This window comes from Hyphomonas sp. (genome assembly GCF_041398465.1).
GTDB lineage: Bacteria > Pseudomonadota > Alphaproteobacteria > Caulobacterales > Hyphomonadaceae > Hyphomonas.
Genome location: NZ_JAWKUS010000004.1, coordinates 260865 through 277574, shown reverse-complemented (window position 1 = coordinate 277574; position 16710 = coordinate 260865). Strand labels below are relative to the sequence as shown.

12 protein-coding genes and 1 pseudogene are annotated in these 16710 nt (G+C 60.3%); 2 read left to right on the top strand and 11 right to left on the bottom strand.

Features of this window, described 5'->3' with window-relative positions; all coding sequences use genetic code 11:
• Positions 1-25: 25 nt before the first annotated feature.
• The 6 genes and pseudogenes from R3C98_RS14300 to R3C98_RS14275 all read right to left on the bottom strand — a co-directional run bounded on the left by R3C98_RS14300 (position 26) and on the right by R3C98_RS14275 (position 5281).
• The gene (locus R3C98_RS14300; protein WP_371314741.1) at positions 26-673 is read right to left on the bottom strand and encodes a pyridoxamine 5'-phosphate oxidase family protein; all 648 of its coding nucleotides are present in this window, start codon (positions 671-673) and stop codon (positions 26-28) included.
• A 1-nt stretch (position 674) separates the two neighbouring features.
• A complete protein-coding gene (locus R3C98_RS14295; protein WP_371314740.1) occupies positions 675-1109 on the bottom strand; it encodes a PaaI family thioesterase in 435 nt (144 codons plus the stop codon).
• Complete coding sequence (locus R3C98_RS14290; protein ID WP_371314739.1) at positions 1102-1536, bottom strand: PaaI family thioesterase; 435 nt, start codon at positions 1534-1536, stop codon at positions 1102-1104. The genes R3C98_RS14295 and R3C98_RS14290 overlap by 8 nt, the downstream gene beginning before the upstream one ends.
• Before the next feature lie 3 nt (positions 1537-1539).
• Positions 1540-2704, bottom strand: a pseudogene (locus R3C98_RS14285) (acyl-CoA dehydrogenase family protein).
• Positions 2705-2920: 216 nt separating this feature from the next.
• Complete coding sequence (locus R3C98_RS14280) at positions 2921-4702, bottom strand: acyl-CoA dehydrogenase C-terminal domain-containing protein (protein WP_371314738.1); 1782 nt, start codon at positions 4700-4702, stop codon at positions 2921-2923.
• Positions 4703-4801: 99 nt separating this feature from the next.
• Positions 4802-5281: a MerR family DNA-binding transcriptional regulator gene (locus tag R3C98_RS14275; RefSeq protein ID WP_051596365.1), complete on the bottom strand. Its 480-nt coding sequence runs from the start codon at positions 5279-5281 to the stop codon at positions 4802-4804.
• A gap of 237 nt (positions 5282-5518) precedes the next feature.
• Here R3C98_RS14275 and R3C98_RS14270 point away from each other — a divergent pair, with 237 nt between their 5' ends.
• A complete protein-coding gene (locus R3C98_RS14270) occupies positions 5519-9121 on the top strand; it encodes a peptidoglycan-binding protein (protein WP_371314737.1) in 3603 nt (1200 codons plus the stop codon).
• A gap of 13 nt (positions 9122-9134) precedes the next feature.
• On the opposite strand, the gene R3C98_RS14265 is transcribed toward R3C98_RS14270, so the two are convergent.
• The 3 genes from R3C98_RS14265 to R3C98_RS14255 all read right to left on the bottom strand — a co-directional run bounded on the left by R3C98_RS14265 (position 9135) and on the right by R3C98_RS14255 (position 12239).
• Positions 9135-10406: an amidohydrolase family protein gene (locus R3C98_RS14265; RefSeq protein WP_371314736.1), complete on the bottom strand. Its 1272-nt coding sequence runs from the start codon at positions 10404-10406 to the stop codon at positions 9135-9137.
• Entirely contained in the window at positions 10403-11824 is a 1422-nt protein-coding gene (locus tag R3C98_RS14260) for an amidohydrolase (RefSeq protein WP_371314735.1), read from the bottom strand. Before R3C98_RS14260 ends, R3C98_RS14265 begins: the two co-directional genes overlap by 4 nt.
• Positions 11825-11906: 82 nt before the next feature.
• A complete protein-coding gene (locus R3C98_RS14255; RefSeq protein WP_371314734.1) occupies positions 11907-12239 on the bottom strand; it encodes a hypothetical protein in 333 nt (110 codons plus the stop codon).
• 160 nt (positions 12240-12399) lie between these two features.
• Here R3C98_RS14255 and R3C98_RS14250 point away from each other — a divergent pair, with 160 nt between their 5' ends.
• Entirely contained in the window at positions 12400-13770 is a 1371-nt protein-coding gene (locus R3C98_RS14250) for an acyltransferase family protein (protein WP_371314733.1), read from the top strand.
• A 9-nt stretch (positions 13771-13779) separates the two neighbouring features.
• On the opposite strand, the gene gcvPB is transcribed toward R3C98_RS14250, so the two are convergent.
• Together gcvPB and gcvPA are read right to left on the bottom strand one after the other, a co-directional pair.
• Positions 13780-15354, bottom strand: coding sequence for an aminomethyl-transferring glycine dehydrogenase subunit GcvPB (gene gcvPB / locus R3C98_RS14245; protein ID WP_371314732.1), 1575 nt, complete (start codon positions 15352-15354; stop codon positions 13780-13782).
• Entirely contained in the window at positions 15354-16697 is a 1344-nt protein-coding gene (gene gcvPA, locus R3C98_RS14240) for an aminomethyl-transferring glycine dehydrogenase subunit GcvPA (protein ID WP_371314731.1), read from the bottom strand. The genes gcvPB and gcvPA overlap by 1 nt, the downstream gene beginning before the upstream one ends.
• Positions 16698-16710: the final 13 nt, after the last annotated feature.

Below are 16710 nucleotides of genomic sequence, written 5' to 3'. Positions count from 1 at the left end.
GTAACTCCTTTCCTGGGAGTGGTTGTTATTCCGAGATTGTGTCAGGCGATTGCTTGCCTTCCAGCTGAGCGATCCGGGCCTTTAGCAGCTGGTTCTCTTCCACCAACTGGTTGAGCCTTGGGGCGATCAACTGAGCAACTTGTTCCTCTGTATACCGCGGCACGATATATTTGGGGCAATTCCAGTCACGAGCGACGATCTTGATCGTCATCAAGCGCTCCACCGGACCTTGCCCTTCCTGAGCCAGAGCATTCTGCAGTTCAGGATCGGACGCGGCATCGACCATCAGTGCTTCTCCCAGCATCTTCAGGCGAGCGCGGCGGGTGTAGTCCATAAAAAACAGGGAAACGCGGTTTGACCCATCCAGGTTGCCGCGCGTGATGAACTGCCGATTGCCGAGATAGTCCGCAAAGCCAATCGTATCCGGCCCAAGGATTTTAATGAAGCCTGCGGGACCGCCGCGATGCTGGATGTAGGGCCACCCATTGCTACTGGTGGAGGCGATATAGAAGCTGGTCATGCTCGACAGAAACGCAATCGTATCGTCGTCCAACGGGCCACGATGGCGGTCGCTGTAAATGCTTTCGTATTTCTCCCGCATACCAGCTTGTTCCTGATAGGCTTTCACAGCATCCGTGAACAGGAGCTCGGCATAGTTCTGCATCACAGCCATTTTACCCCTCCCTGGCCGGCTTCAGGACCGGGTTCAAGGTGAGACTCGCCGTGGAACGGGCAGCTTCCTTGCCGCGTGAATCGTAAAGTTCCGCTTCGGCGAAAAGCATAGCCCGGCCGACATTGCGCAAGCGCGCCACCACTTCGATGGCGCCTTTGCGAACCGGACGGAGGAAGTGGGTGTGCAGGTCTACCGTCGACGGCAATTTCGTCTTGCCAGCTTTCATGCCGGCCAACATGCCGATTGTGTCATCCATCATGGCGACAAGGTACCCGCCCTGAATGACACCAGCGGGATTGCAGAATTCCGGCCGGCCTTCGAAACGCACCCGTGTCGTCAGTTCCTTCATGTCGAGCGCGAGAAGCTCGAAGCCAAGCGAGGTCGAACTCGGACTTGGAGATGGAAAGACGTCACGGATGAGGTGGCTGTCAGGCATTGGCACCACCTGGCATCGGTCCAACCGAAGCACTGGATGTGGCACGCGCGCACAAGCGGCCCTCGCTATCGAACAACCTGGCTTCCGTGAAAGCAACACTTCTGCCCAACCGGGTCACGGTCGCTTCCGTCGTAATCGGTCCGAGTTTCACCGGCCGCAGAAAATGCGTGTGAAGGTCAATCGTTGTTGTGTACGCTTGCCCATTGGACGCAACGATTACGGCTGGCCCGACGGTGTCATCCAGCATGGCGACAAGCATACCGCCTTGCACCAGGCCAGCCGGATTCAGAAAATCGGGTTTCGGTTCAAAGCCCACTTTGATCCAGCCCTTGTCAGCATCAAACTCCAGCAATTTCCAGCCAAGCAGCGCCGCGATGGGCGGTGCGTTGGCCGGATTGCCAAAGAATGAGACTGGATCAAATGCCATGGCTCAGAGCGTTCTCGCGATCAGCATTTTCATGACTTCGTTGGCGCCGCCATAGATGCGTTGGACACGGGAGTCCGCATACATCTGGGCGATAGGATATTCATCCATGTAACCGAAGCCGCCGTGCAGCTGCAGGCACTCGTCGATGATTTTGCACTGCAGGTCACTGATCCAGTACTTGGACATGGAAGCGGTAGCCGCATCGAGCTCTTCCTTCAGAAGAAGCTCCGTACAGTGATCGGCGAACACTTTTGCAACGGTGCCTTCGGTCTTGGCTTCGGCCAGCTTGAACTGCGTGTTCTGGAAGTCGAAGATCGTGCCGCCGAAGGCTTTGCGGTTCTTGACATACTCAACCGTCTCATGGATCGCGCGCTCGATCATGCCGACGCCTTGAAGGCCGATAATGTGACGCTCCTGCGGGAGTTTCTGCATCAGCTGGATGAAGCCTTTGCCTTCCACTTCGCCCAGGAGGTTGGAAGCCGGCACGCGCGTCATCAAAGAACAGTTCGGACGTATCCGCCGCGTGCTGGCCGACCTTCTCCAGGTTCCGGCCGCGGCGGAAGCCTTCCACCTTGTCCGTTTCGACGCCGATGATGGAAATGCCTTTCGCACCCTGGCTTGGGTCGGTCTTGACGCAAAGCAGGATCAGGTTCGCTGTCTGGCCATTGGAAATGAACGTCTTCGAACCGTTGATGACATACTCATCGCCATCACGCTTGGCGGTCGTCTTCATCCCCTGAAGGTCAGACCCGGCGCCCGGTTCCGTCATCGCGATCGCGGTAACGATGTCGCCAGAGCAGATGCCCGGCAGCCACCGGCGCTTTTGCTCTTCCGTGCCATAGGCCGTGATGTAAGGAGCGATGATGGCGTTGTGCAGCGTGATGCCGAAGCCGTCGATGCCCTTCCACTGCTGCTGTTCGATGATGATCGCTTCGTGACGGAAATCGCCGCCTGCGCCGCCGTATTCTTCCGGAACCGATGCCCCAAGCAGGCCCATTTCGCCTGCCTTCTTCCAGATTTCCTTTGGCACAATGCCGGCCTTGCGCCACTCCGGCACGTGCGGAGCACATTCCTTTTCGAAGAACTGGCCGACCGCATCGGAGAAAATGTCGAGCTCCTCATCCTGCCGCCAGGCGGCCTTGGGTACGTTGAGCGGGCTCTGTTGCATGTTCGGTCTCCGGCTTTGATTTTGTATATAGTGAGCAAGCGGGAAGTTGCCGCTTACGTTCACGTAAACATGTAGCCGCCCACCCTTGTTTTTCCCAGACCTTCCCCGGCGTCAGATATGCGCGAATTCAGGGAAAATTTTGCCGCAGGTAGCCGCAGGGAGTGTAGCACACTCCCGCGACAACCCCGAGACAGTCAAAATCTGGAAAAATTCGCCTCAGAAGGCGTCTGCTTCGAGACTCATCAGCGGCGCGGCACCGGTCTTCACTTTTGCGAGATGAGCAGCGCCATCCGGCAAGAGCCGCTCCACGAAGTAGCGGCCGGTGGCCAGCTTCTGCTCATAGAAGGGCTCCTTGCCCTTGCTGTCCTGCGCAACCTTCGCCATCCGGGCCCACATGTAAGCAAGCGCGGTCAGACCAAACAGGTGCAGGTAGTCGTGGCTGGAGGCGCCAGCATTGTTGAAGTCCGACATGCCGTTCTGCATCAGCCACATCGTACCTTCCTGCAGCTCGGCCTTGATCTTCTGAAGGCCCTCGATGAACAGCACCATCTCTTCATTGCCTTCGTTCGCCGAAATGAATTCATCAATTTCAGAGAAGAAGGAGAACACAGCACGCCCGCCATTGGCGGCCAGCTTGCGGCCAACCAGGTCCAGCGCCTGAACGCCGTTCGTCCCTTCATAGATCGTGGTAATCCGGCAATCGCGGACGATCTGCTCCATGCCCCATTCACGGGTAAAACCGGAACCGCCATGCAGCTGCAGGGCCCAGTTTGCGCACTCATAACCCTTGTGCGTCAGATAGGCTTTCACCACCGGGGTCAGCAGCGCCATATAGTCGGCTGATTTTTCGCGGACGCTGTCTTCCGTTGACTTGTGCTCAAGGTCAGCCTGGAAGGCTGTCCAGTAAGTGAAGCAGCGCGCGCCTTCGATGAACGCTTTCTGGTCCAGCAGCATACGCCGCACATCTGGATGCACGATAATCGGATCAGCTGGCTGGTCGGGCGATTTAGCGCCAGTCAGCGAACGGCCCTGAACACGATCGCGCGCAAAGTCAGCAGCATTCTGATAGGCAAGCTCTGCTTGCGACAGGCCCTGCAGACCGACACCGAGACGCGCTTCGTTCATCATGACAAACATGGTGCGCATACCCTTGTGTTCCTCACCCACTAGGAAGCCGGTCGCACCATCATAGTTCATCACGCAGGTAGCGTTGCCGTGGATGCCCATCTTCTCTTCGAGGCCACCACAGGAGCAGGCATTGCGCTCACCAATCGAGCCATCCTCGCCCACCATGTATTTTGGCACGAGGAACAACGAGATGCCCTTGATGCCTTCCGGGCCACCTTCGATGCGAGCCAGCACAAGGTGGATGATGTTGTCGGTCAGGTCCTGCTCGCCGCCGGAAATCCAGATCTTCTGGCCCGTAATCTTGTAGCTGCCGTCCGGCTGGGGCACGGCTTTTGTCTTGATCATGCCGAGATCCGTACCGCATTGCGGTTCGGTCAGGTTCATCGTGCCGGCCCATTCAGCCGACGCCATTTTCGGACCATATTTGGCTTTGAGTTCATCCGAGCCGCCTGCCATCAGCGCCTGAAATGCGCCATGGGTCAGCCCCGGATACATGCCGAACGCCATGTTCGATGACGAGACCATCTCGGTCCATGCGATGTTCACGACGTGCGGCAGGCCCTGCCCGCCCATTTCCGGATCCACCGAGAGCAGCGGCCAGCCACCTTCGACCAGCTGCTTGTAGGCATCCGGAAACCCGTCCGGCGTCTTTACGCTCGCGTCATCGCTGCGAACACAGCCCTGACGATCACCAACGGCGTTCAGCGGATAAAGCACTTCCTTCGCAAACTTGCCGCCCTCCTCGAGGATTGCGTTGACCAGATCCGGTGTCACTTCCTCGAAGCCGGGCAGGTTCGAATAATTCTGGATCTGAAGCACTTCCTGAAGAATGAAGCGCATATCGCGAACGGGAGCGTCGTAACGAGGCATCTAAGCATGTCCTTTAATGCGTGAAGGGCGACCACCACTTTCGTAGCGCGCCCTTCTGGAAAGGTCTTTCTAAAATGGCGGAAACCCGCGCCTTACAGATCAGACTTCGTCAAGTTGACGACGCGCCACGGCTTCATATGCAGCGGCCTGACGCTTGCCTTCTTCGGTCGGACCGACCTGGTCGACCAGGCCCTCCAGCCAAACGATGCCTTTGCGAAGTTCGCCGAGCGCGGTGTCGATATCTTCACGCTGGATCTCCAGCTCTTTCACCTGCTTGCGGAACTTCTCCAGCATCATGCGCGTCTGCGCCCGCTTGCCATCATTCAGCGCGTAGAGATCAAGGATCTCGCGGATGTCGGCCAGCGGCAAACCGAGACGCTTGAGGCGGACAATGATCGTCAGCCGGGCGCGGTCACGGTTTGAGTAAACCCGCATCATGCCGTCGCGCGCCGGGTGCAGCATGTCTTTGTCTTCATAGAAACGCAGGGCCCGTGGTGTCACTCCGAACTCCCGGGCGAGTTCAGAGATGGTGTAGGTGCGGGAATCTGCAGCGGAAATCGAGGGGTGCTTGTGTGACATAGGGGCAACTTAGATCAAACCTTACGCGAACGTCAACGTAAGCTGAGAATAAATTTTGCGCCATATGGGTCTTCGAGACCAGTTAGCCGGAAATTACCCCACAGTTACCAGTTAAAGCGGAAATCTTTACCTTTAACCTCCCCTTAAGACGGCACCTGCCATCAAACATTGGGAAAATGAATGAATCTGCTCGTTTCGTTAACCGATGCGGGCGGATCGGCTGTCAGGAGTATGGGGATGAGTCAGTCAGGCACAGAGGCGGCGAAAGGCATCGACCAGCGCGCCCGGGAAGCCGCGCGAGAGGCCGCCCGTTCGGAAGGCCTGACCCTTGGCGAATACCTCGACCGGCTTATGAAAACCCCTGCAGAGGGCCGTCAACCGAACGAAGTCGCTACCCCGGCCGGAATGCGCCGCCCCCGTTCCAGCCCCACGGACGAAGCGCTCGAGCGTCTCACCCGACGGATTGAAGCGACCGAGGCGCGCTCCGCCATGGCCATCAGCGGAATGGATGATGCAATCCATGACCTGGTGGGCCGTCTTGACGATACACAGCAAACCACCGCCGCAATTGCTGGCCATGTGGAAGGCGTGATCGACCAGCTACGGGAAACCCATGAAGCCCTGAAACAAAAAGTCCGCCGGCTGGAAGAAGAAGATACCCAGAAAGAAAACCTTGAAGCCCTGAAAGCGCTCGAAAGCGCACTCGGCAAGCTTGCCAGCCACGTGTACGAAGAGAACGAACTCGCTGGACAGGAAACCCAGGCCATCAAGGGTCGGGTTGAATCCGGTTTCATGGACATCATCGAACGCGTCGAGGCCATGGAGACCCGGGTCGAGACCAGCCGGACCGAGGCCGCCGATCAAATCAAGCAAGGCATTGAACAGGCCGCCCTGCGCGCCGCTGGCGTTGCCCGCCAGGTTTCCGAACGCGTCGAGGGCCTGGAAACCGAAGTGCAGGAACGCCTTGCTGCGCTTAACGACCGGGAAGAACGGCTTGAAGCGACCGAGACACGCATGGAGGCCATCGAGACGGATGTCTCTGGTGCACTCGATTCTCTGGACATGCGCTTCGACCAGATCCAGAACCGCCTGACGCTCGCGGAAACCACCACAGAGTCCGCGCTTAAGAATCTCGAAGCAACCGTTTCCAGCCTCGACGAGCGGATCGGCGATGTGGCGAGCAAGATCGATCCCGAGCTTGCCGGTCAACTGCGCTCGGAATTCGAGGCGCGTTTTGAAGACATGATGACATCCGTCCGCGAGACGGTGGATGCCGCACGCCAGGAACTTGCCGAAGAAATCGCACGCACCGCGACGGGTGCCCGTGAAGACGCCATCGCTGAAATGAAAGAAACGCTTGGCAACGTGCAGGAGCGACTGGACGCCAGCGAGGAACACCAGGCCAACGCGATTGAGAAAGTTTCCGAGCAAGTTGGCGCGCTCAACGAAACATTCGACGCGCGCCTGCGCGAAGTCGAGGATCGGAGCGATGCGGCTGCCAGTGAAGCTGTGCGCGAAGAGATTGAACATCTGGGTAAAACTGTCAGTGATCGGATCGAGGAGCTGGCTGAAGACCTCACCCAACGCCTAAACGACAGCGAAGCCCGCAGCGCCGAAGCGATCGAGCAAATCGGCGATCAGGTGGCCGCGGCCAACAACCGGCTGCAACTGCGCCAGAACGAGGCCATCAAAACGCTGGCCGAACAAGTGGACGAAAACCGCAAGAAGGCAGATGCGCGCCTCTCCGACGCACTCGCCGGCGTCACCGAACGGCTGGAGCAGATGCAGTCGCAGGCCAATGAGTCCCTGTCGCCGGTGCAGAAAGCTATCGCAATGCTGGCCGCACGCCTCGAAAATCTGGAAGAAGATACCCCGCCTCCTGGCGCGCCGGTTGACCTGGATAGCGTTCCCGTCAGCCTGTCCGGTATTGACGATAATCCGTTACCTGATGATCAATTTGAAGAATTTGACAACACAATTGACTTCGAAGGCTTTGACGATTTCGACACATTTGAAGCTTTTGCCGATCTCGCCCCGGATGAAACCGATGTGGAAGTTGAACCCGCCGTCGCGCAACCGGAAGCCGAGCTGACGCCCCTCATCGAGGATGAACCGGTTTCGGAAACGGACCAGCCAGAGTTCGAAACCGCTGAGGATGACAGCGGCGTCGCTTTCGAATCCCAGGAAGACTACACAGAAGACCTGACTTTCGAAGCAGATGATGCGGAAGTTTTCGAAGCGGGCATCGAATCCTGGGCACCCGAAGCGGAAGACGAAGTTCCGGCAGACACAACCGAGTGCTTCGAAGATGATTTCGATGCCATCCGCGCCGCGGTCGAAGGCCTGAGCTTCGCGACGATGGAAGCCGAAACGCAAGAAGCGGATGAAGAAAGTGAAAGTGCCGTTGAGGAGCTGCTTGCAGAAGACAGCGAGGAGGATTTCATCGATCCCCTCGAAGCGCTGGACGGCCTGGAGGACCTCGACGAAGCGCACACCGAAGCACGGGACTCCGATATCTTCGATGATGAAGAGTTCGAGGAACTCGACCTGCCCACAGCACCTGCCGCAGACGCAGAGGCCGCTTCCGAGCCGGAGCAGGATATCTCGGAAGAAGCGGACAAAGCGCTGGATGAAGACACCGCAGATTATCTGACCCGTGCCCGCAAGGCCGCCATGGCGGCAAGCTTCGGCAGGGGCGCCACCCAGACGACAACCGTATCGGGGCGCCCGGTCGTCCGGATGACATCCGGCGGCGGATCCAGCCGCCTGCCCCTCATCGCCGCCGCCTCCGCGGTCGCCGTCGCAGGCGTTGCTGCAGGGGGCTACCTCTACATTCGCGGCAAGCAGGAAGCACCGGTCCAGACCACGCCTGCCAGCACATATGTTGATCCGGGTTCGGAGGACGTGGCAGCAGCCTCACTTCCAACTGACGAAGAGACCGCCGCAACGGACGCCTCGTCCGAAGCAGCAATCGAAGAGGACCTCTTCGGTGAACCGGCTGCGCCGCCTGCCCCGACACAATACGCTCCGGTTCCGCCGGTCGTCACCGTTCAGGCCGCGGCTGCATCGGGCAACTATATCGCCCAGTACCAGTTGGCACAGGAAAAGCTGACCTCCGGCGATTATGCCGAGGGAGCGGCACTGATGCGCAAGGCGGCGCAGAAGGGCTTGCCTATTGCGCAATATGCCCTCGCGAAACTGCATGAGCGTGGTACCGGCGTGCCGAAAGACCTCTCCCTCGCCCGGGAATGGACGGAAAAGGCGGCCACGGGCGGCAATGTGAAAGCCATGCACGACCTCGCCGTTTTCATGGCCGAAGGTGAAGGCGGTGAGCAGACCTATGCCGGCGCGGTCGAGTGGTTCCGTAAAGGCGCTGAGTACGGTGTGGTCGACAGCCAGTACAATCTCGGCGTCCTTTACGAGCAAGGCCTCGGCATCAGCCCGAACCTTACAGAATCCTTGTTCTGGTTTGACGTTGCCAACCGCAATGGCGACGGCGGCGCGCCAGCCAAGATCGCTGAGTTGATAGAGCGTGTATCAGCAGAAGCTGCAGCACAGGCCCGCAGTCGCGCCGCCACCTGGCAGCCGGCTGCCGCCAACGCCATTGCCAACGGCCGGTTCGGTGCTCAGCCATGGAACATGGGCAACCCGCTGCAGGTGCAGGCGATCCAGAAGGCACTGAATGCCCTTGGCTATGCGGCGGGAACCTCGGACGGGATCATGGGCGACGGCACAGCCACTGCGATCCGCGAATACCAAAGGGCCAACAACCTACCCGTGACAGGTACGGTGACAGCGGACCTGATCGACGCGCTGAACGCTGGTGCAAGCGCTGGCTGATACCGCCCGCTGCTTACGGCTTCACATATGCGTAAGGACGGTCCGTCTGCTCAAGAGACAGATACCGGTCGCGCAGCTCGGTCTGGCGCGAGGTCATGTCCTGCGGTTCACCATCGATGAAGACAGCATCGGCATTGGTGGTCACCTCCAGAGGGTCACCATCCCATGCCACGACGTCCGCATGTGCACCCGGCGCAAGAATACCGTAACCGGACAGCCCATATATGGATGCCGGCGTGACCGTCAGCGCCTTCATCGCGTCATTCCAGTCCATGCCGTTTGCAACTGCATTCCCTGCGATCTGGGTCATAAGGCGCGCCATGTGTGTTGAGTCGTCAAGATTGACGATCGCCACCTGAACGCCTGCCTCATCCAGACGCGCAGCATTCTCCTGCGTCGCAGCAAGCTGCGCGAAGCTGACCGGGAGGTTCGCGAACCCATAGACTATGACCGGGATCTTCAGCTTCGCGAGGCGGTCGGCTACGCGCCAGCCTTCGTCGGCTCCCAGGATGGCGAACTTCAGATTCCGGTTCGACTCGGCAAGATCCATCACCGCATTCAGATCCGTCGCGCTACGCGCATCGATCAGGATCAACTGACGCCCCCGCGCAGCCGGCGCCAGCGCTTCGGCATCCCGGCGGGAAAGCACATCACCCTCACCGCCCGCGATGTAGCGGGTCGGATAGGCGCGGGCATCGTCCAGCGCCGCCCGCAGCTGGGCCCACGCAGCCGGGCGAGACCCGCCAGCCAGCCCTGCCCCGCCTTCACCGAGCGTGATGAAAGTGAACGCGTCAGGTTTGATATCCGTTTCCTGCGAACCAGTTGTGTCGGCGATGAAGCCCTGACCAGCGAACAAATTCGTTGATGGCTGCGGCGCGACCGCAACCCGCGTCACGCCGCCAAGCCGGCTGACATCTACTGCGGTATCATCAGGATTAAAGCCATCGGAAGCATCCAGCGAGGCCGAGAAACCTGATAGGGCCGCCACGGCGTCATTGGTCGAGTCCTCAGCATCGACTTCGATGATTCCCGTTCGGGAGAACGCCGAAATCAGGCCAGGCGTTACCCACTCGGCACTGATCACTTCGGCGCCTTCAGGTTTCGTCGTCGCCGAAGGGCCGACTGCCATGATCGTGCCGTTACGGATAACCACGACGCCATTGTCGATCGTCCCCGCATCGGTACCCGTCCACACCTTCTTGCCTTCCAGCACATATGTCTGTGCCGAAGCCCCGAAAGCAGCCACAGCCGCAATTGCAGCACTTGCCATCAGCTTGCGGATCATTTCATGTCTCCTTCACCAGGCTGGCCGAGCTCGAAGTCACGCACAGGGCGGACAGAATTATCGGAACGATCATACATCAGGGCACCATCGATGAAGACCTGATCGGCCTTGGTGTAGACGCTGAACGGGTTGCCGGACCAGATCACCACATCAGCCATCTTGCCGGGCTTCAGCGAACCCGTGCGGGAATCGATTCCAAGCGATTTGGCCGGATTCAGTGACAACCACTCCCAGGCCTCTTCTATGGGCACGTCTATGCCGACACGTTTGCCATCGGCCCATGCCTTGGCGGCTTCCTGGTTCAGTCGTTGGATGCCGATGTCACTGTCAGAGTGGACGATGGCGCAGGCACCGGCATTGTGAACCATTGGAATGTTCTCCGGGATGCCGTCATAGGCTTCCATCTTGAAGCCCCACCAGTCGGCCCACATGGACGAGCATGCGCCATAGTCGGCCAGCTTGTCGGCAATCTTGTAGCTCTCCACGGCATGGTGGAAGGCGGTGACCTTGTAGCCAAACTCCTTCGACATATCCATGATCTGCGCCATCTCATCGGCGCGGTAGCAGTGCATGTGGACGAGGATTTCGCCCGCCAGAACGCCTGCCAACGTATCGAGTTCCAGATCGCGCGACGGCATCTCACCGCCTTCAGCGGAATACTTGTCCCACTTTCGCTTGTACTCGGCTGCCTTGATCCAGGCCGCGCGGTAGCCTGCCATGTTCCCCATTCGGGAATAGGGAGCACCGCCGGGGAACCCGCCATTGCCATAGCCATAGACGCGTTTCGGATTTTCACCGCAGGCCATTTTCAGCGTGTAGGGTGCGCCCGGAAACTTCATTCCCTGAACGGTGCGTGAGGCCACGTTCTTCAACGTGATGCCCCGGCCACCGAACAGGTTCGCACTGCCGGGCAAGACCTGAAGCGACGTCACCCCACCTGCCAGCGCCCGGTCGAATCCCGGATCCTGTGGCCAGATACCATGCTCAACCCAGACTTCCGCCGTAACCGGGCCGGAAACCTCGTTGCCGTCCTGGTGGGCGGAAACGGACGGGGAAGGATAGGCCCCCAGATGGCTGTGATTGTCGATGATACCGGGCGTGACCCAACGACCTTCAGCGTCGATCACGGTCGCACCTTCCGGAACCTCGAGGTCTGCGCCAATCGCTGCGACCTTGCCGTCCTGCAAAAGCAGACTGCCGTCTTCGATCCGTGCGCCTTCTCCATCCAGGATCGTTGCATTCGTGATCAGGACGGGAGCGTTGGGATAGGCTGAATAAGTAGACGGATATGGATCCGGATCGAATGGTTCGTTCGGTGTGAACGGCTTGATCGCAGGTCCATCGCCCTCGCCGCTGCCGCCGCATGCCGCAAGAAATATGGCCCCTGCGGCGAGCGCCACCCAGTTCCGTCTTTTCATGATCGTTCGCCCCGGTTTTTCCCGTTTCGTGCCTGCCCCATAGAACGCGGTTCAGGAAATACTGCAAGGCATGCAGAGAGAATCAGTCAGCGCGGGCCTGCAGGCTGTCCCGCTTGTCCCTGCCGAACACAAGCCGCATCAGCCAATTGGGCGCAAACCGCTCCACGCGGGGATGGCGTGTCATGATGCTTTCCATCCAACGGCGACCCCAGACAGAATTACGCCCAAGCAGGATGACGCCGATGATCGCAATGGGCAGTCCGATAGGAAGGAATGGCGTCGCCATGCCGACCGGGATCGCCACCGCAATATGCATCAGGCCCACAACAGCCAGCATCTGCCGCAAGAAGCCCCCTACATGCTTGCGAGCCGAATCGATCGGTTTTCGAAAAGAGCCGGCAGGTGTGTCAGTCATGGGAGGTTCGGTCGAAGTCATGCAAAGGATATGGGTTCAGAGCAATTTCATTGCCAAGTAAAATCACTGCCATGTGTCCAAAGTCTGGCAACCACGTTGCCCGGTTGCTACACCCTGCATAAATATTGACCGCCGGGGGGCGTCGGACAGCGAGGCCGATATGAAACTGCAGTCCATTCAGGCGCTTCGCGGCGTCGCGGCACTGCTGGTGGTCTTGATGCACCTCCGGGTGCTGGAAGCGAAATCGATCGCGGACAATGGGCTCTCCGAACCGGGAATCATCGGCGGGCTGTTCACCAACGGATACGCAGGCGTCGATCTCTTCTTCGTCATCTCCGGCTTCATCATGGTCTATGTGACAAGGAACACGGCGCCAGGCGCGCGCGCTGCGATTGAGTTTCTATTTGCCCGCATCACCCGGATCTACCCTGTCTGGTGGGCGTTCGCAGGCGCGGTCACGCTTTACATGATCGCGGCATACGGCCTGCCGGCTGACAATGCGGACTGGGCAAACGCAACCGGCGGACAACCAGCCGCGTCCTATTTGTTGAAGTCCTTCCTTTTGATCCCTCAATCCGAATTCCCAATCCTCAATGTGGGTTGGACGCTGATCCACGAGGTCTATTTCTATCTGGTCTTCACGCTGCTGTTGCTGGCCCCGCGGGGCTGGCTCCCGGCGCTTCTGGCAGGCTGGGCGGTCATTGTGACGGCAGGCGCTTTGCTCGGTCTCTCCTCCCACAATGCGACCAATCTCGTGACCCTGATCTTTCATCCGATGACGCTTGAATTCCTGCTCGGTGCAGCCGCTGGACTTGCCGTTACAAACGGGCTGGTCTGGCGCAGCGGGCTCCTGACCCTGCTGGCCACATTGTGGCTTCTGATTGCGCTCGGTTATCAGGGCGAGGAAACGGTTTTCCTGCTCGAATGGGGACGCGTTTTCTGGTTTGGCCTGCCGGCGGCGCTGCTGGTCTATGCAGCCGCCGGGCTGGATTTCGAGAACCGCCACATCTGGCTCTTCCCGGCCCTGGCCGGCGCCCTGGTCATGATCGCTCTTTACCTGCTTACCGGCGCTGACGGCACCAGCAGTGAGGAAGCGCGACGTGCCGCGACCCTCCTCACGGTCACGGTCGGCGGCGTCGCCATGCTCATCATCATCTGGTTCGGCTGGCTGCTGGGGCAAGGCGCGCCGGAACGGCTGAACCGGACACGGTCCTTCTTCCGGCATCTTCTGAACGGCGCGGTGAAACTCGGCGACTGGTCGTTCGCCCTGTACCTCAGCCACCTGATCGTACTCAGCGCACTACGCCTGGTCTTCGGTATGCTGGGTCGCTCGGACGCGCTGGCGCCTCTGTTCCGGCTCGGTCATCCTGGCTTGATGGACAATTTGGTCTTTGCCGTAACGGGCCTGGTCCTTACTCTGCTCACCTCCTGGCTCAGCTACCGGATGTATGAGCAGCCCCTGACCATTCTGTTCGGTCGCTTGCGCAAGACGATGTTCCACCGGGACCAGCCTCAGCCCGCCCCGGCTTGAACATATCCGCTATTCAGCCGCGACCGGCGGGGCCACTTCCGGTTCGGCCCATTTCAGCACAGGCTTGCGGGCAGCCTTGGTTTCATCGAGGCGGCGCATCGGAGCGAGATAAGGCGCGCCCTTCAGCGTCTCGTCACCCTGCGCAGCCCGGCGGGCGATGGATTCCAGCGCGTCGCAGAACCGGTCGACTTCCGCCTTCGATTCCGACTCTGTCGGCTCGATCAGCATGGCACCATGCACGACGAGCGGGAAATACATCGTCATCGGATGGTATCCCTCGTCGATCAGTGCCTTGGCGATGTCGATCGTCTCGATGCCTTCCGCGGTGAAGGCATCCGAGAACAGCGCCTCGTGCATGCAGTAGCCTTCAAACGGCGCCGACATCACCTTCTTCAGGCGGGCCTGGACGTAGTTGGCGTTCAGCACGGCATCTTCCGAAGCCTGCTTCAGGCCGTCGGCGCCATGGCTGAGGATGTAGGTCAGCGCGCGCACGAACATGCCCATCTGGCCGTGGAAGGCGGCCATACGGCCGAAACTCTCCGACGCATCTCCTTCAATGTCCTCGACGAGACGGAACATGCCATCGGCATCCTTCACCACGAACGGCACCGGCGCGTAGGGCGCGAGCGCCTCGGACAGGACCGTCGGGCCTGAACCCGGGCCGCCGCCGCCATGCGGGGTGGAGAACGTCTTGTGCAAATTGATGTGCATCGCATCGATGCCAAGGTCACCCGGGCGGACCCGGCCGACAATCGCATTGAAGTTCGCACCATCGCAGTAGAAATAGCCGCCTGCCGCGTGGATCAGGTCGGCGATCTCCTTGATATCGGTCTCGAACAGGCCGCACGTGTTCGGATTGGTCAGCATGATGCCGGCAATGTCGTCAGACTTTTCCAACTTCGCTTTCAGGTCAGCCATGTCGACGCGGCCGCGCTTGTTGGCCTTGATCTCGTCAACGATGAAGCCGCACTGAACCGCCGTGGCCGGGTTCGTTCCGTGGGCGGACTCCGGCACAAGCACGCGCTTGCGGGTGTCGCCCTCGCCGCGCGCGATCAGCGCCTGGCGGATCGCCATCATGCCGCAGAACTCGCCATGCGCGCCGGCCTTCGGGCTCATCGCCACAGACGGCATGTTGGTCAGCGTCTTCAGCCAGGTGGCCAGTTCGTCGATCAGTTCCAGCGCACCCTGAACAGTCGCTTGTGGCTGCAGCGGATGGATATCGCCAAAGCCCGGCAGGCGCGCCATCTTCTCATTGAGGCGCGGATTGTGCTTCATCGTGCAGCTGCCCAGCGGGAACAGGCCAAGGTCGATGGCGTAGTTCTTCTGGCTGAGGCGCATGTAATGGCGCACCGCCTGCGGCTCCGACAGGCCCGGCAGGCCGGTCGGCACCTTGCGCGCAACGCCGCCGAGACGGTTCTTCGTGCCTTTCGGTGCGGGGAGATCAACTCCGGTCGTTTCCGGCGTCCCGATCTCGAACAGCAGGTCTTCGTGTTGCAACAGGCCGCGGGAGCCCGACACGGTTTCAATGGACGACATGGAGACAGACTCCGGCGTGGTGGGACGGCCCTGAGTGTTCATGGTCATCAGATGATCTCCTTCAGGGCGGCGGCGTAGGCGGCGATGTCTTCCGGTGTGGTGCACTCGGTCGCGGCGCAGAGGATGACGTCACCCATATGGTCGCCCGGGAACAGGCGGCTGGCACGGACGCCGCCGACGATTCCCGCCTCGTCCAACATCGCAAGCACGGCCTCGGCATTCATCGGCGTTCGGAATGCAAACTCGTTGAAGAAGCGCGGCGTCAGGATCTCGACGCCCGGCACGGCGGCCAGTGCGTCGGCAAGGTCGCAGGCGGCTTCATGGTTCAGCACCGCCATCTGCTCCAGGCCTTTCCCGCCCAGCAGCGTCATGTGCGCCGTGAAGGCCAGCGCGCAGAGGCCCGAGTTCGTGCAGATGTTCGAGGTCGCCTTGTCGCGGCGGATGTGCTGCTCCCGCGTGGAAAGTGTCAGCACGAAACCGCGCTTGCCTTCGGCGTCGGTTGTCTCACCGCAGAGGCGTCCCGGCATCTGGCGCACGAGTTTCTGCGTGCAGGCGAAGAGGCCGACATAGGGCCCGCCGAAGTTCAGGCCGTTGCCGATTGACTGGCCTTCGCCGACCGCAATGTCCGCGCCCATTTCACCGGGCGGCGTGACGAGGCCGAGCGAGACGGCTTCGGTAAACACCGAGACGAGCAGCGCACCCTTGCCGTGCGCCGCTTCAGCGACCGGCGAGAGATCCGTCACCGTGCCGAACGTGTTTGGCGACTGGCCGATGACGCAAGCGGTCTGGTCATCCACCGCGTCTGCCAGAGCCAACTCGCCATCGATGGCGTGCTCGAGCTGGACCACTTCGATGCCTTGCGCTTCGCACAGCATTTTGGTCGCCGCAGCATAGTGCGGGTGCAGGCCGCCGGAGAGGATCACCTTCTTCCGGCGCGTTGCCCGCGTTGCCATCACGGCGGCTTCGGCGCAGGCAGTGGAGCCGTCATACATGGAGGCGTTGGCCACATCCATGGCGGTGAGCGCCGCAACCTGGGTCTGGAACTCGAACAGGGTCTGCAGTGTGCCCTGCGCGATTTCCGGCTGGTAAGGCGTATAGGTGGTCAGGAATTCGGAACGCTGGATGATCATGTCCACGCTGGCCGGGACGTGGTGCTTGTAGGCACCCGCACCGACAAAGAACGGACCGGACGAGGCCGCACGGTTCTTAGCCGCCAGTTTCGACATGTGCCGCTCAACGGCCAGCTCCCCCTGATGGTCCGGCAGGCCTTCGACCGTGCCATGCAGGCGGGCAGACTCTGGAACGTCTGCATAAAAATCATCGACCGATTTCGCGCCGATGGTTTTCAGCATCTCCGCGCGGTCGTCTGCAGTCAGGGGAAGATATCGCATCCCGTACTCCGTT

What these genes read in the sequence shown, in the direction of transcription:
- R3C98_RS14300 (WP_371314741.1), bottom strand. Translation starts at nt 673, where the DNA reads ATGGCTGTGATGCAGAACTATGCCGAGCTCCTGTTCACGGATGCTGTG.
- R3C98_RS14295 (WP_371314740.1), bottom strand. Translation starts at nt 1,109, where the DNA reads ATGCCTGACAGCCACCTCATCCGTGACGTCTTTCCATCTCCAAGTCCG.
- R3C98_RS14290 (WP_371314739.1), bottom strand. Translation starts at nt 1,536, where the DNA reads ATGGCATTTGATCCAGTCTCATTCTTTGGCAATCCGGCCAACGCACCG.
- R3C98_RS14280 (WP_371314738.1), bottom strand. Translation starts at nt 4,702, where the DNA reads ATGCCTCGTTACGACGCTCCCGTTCGCGATATGCGCTTCATTCTTCAG.
- R3C98_RS14275 (WP_051596365.1), bottom strand. Translation starts at nt 5,281, where the DNA reads ATGTCACACAAGCACCCCTCGATTTCCGCTGCAGATTCCCGCACCTAC.
- R3C98_RS14270 (WP_371314737.1), top strand. Translation starts at nt 5,519, where the DNA reads ATGAGTCAGTCAGGCACAGAGGCGGCGAAAGGCATCGACCAGCGCGCC.
- R3C98_RS14265 (WP_371314736.1), bottom strand. Translation starts at nt 10,406, where the DNA reads ATGATCCGCAAGCTGATGGCAAGTGCTGCAATTGCGGCTGTGGCTGCT.
- R3C98_RS14260 (WP_371314735.1), bottom strand. Translation starts at nt 11,824, where the DNA reads ATGAAAAGACGGAACTGGGTGGCGCTCGCCGCAGGGGCCATATTTCTT.
- R3C98_RS14255 (WP_371314734.1), bottom strand. Translation starts at nt 12,239, where the DNA reads ATGACTGACACACCTGCCGGCTCTTTTCGAAAACCGATCGATTCGGCT.
- R3C98_RS14250 (WP_371314733.1), top strand. Translation starts at nt 12,400, where the DNA reads ATGAAACTGCAGTCCATTCAGGCGCTTCGCGGCGTCGCGGCACTGCTG.
- gcvPB (WP_371314732.1), bottom strand. Translation starts at nt 15,354, where the DNA reads ATGACCATGAACACTCAGGGCCGTCCCACCACGCCGGAGTCTGTCTCC.
- gcvPA (WP_371314731.1), bottom strand. Translation starts at nt 16,697, where the DNA reads ATGCGATATCTTCCCCTGACTGCAGACGACCGCGCGGAGATGCTGAAA.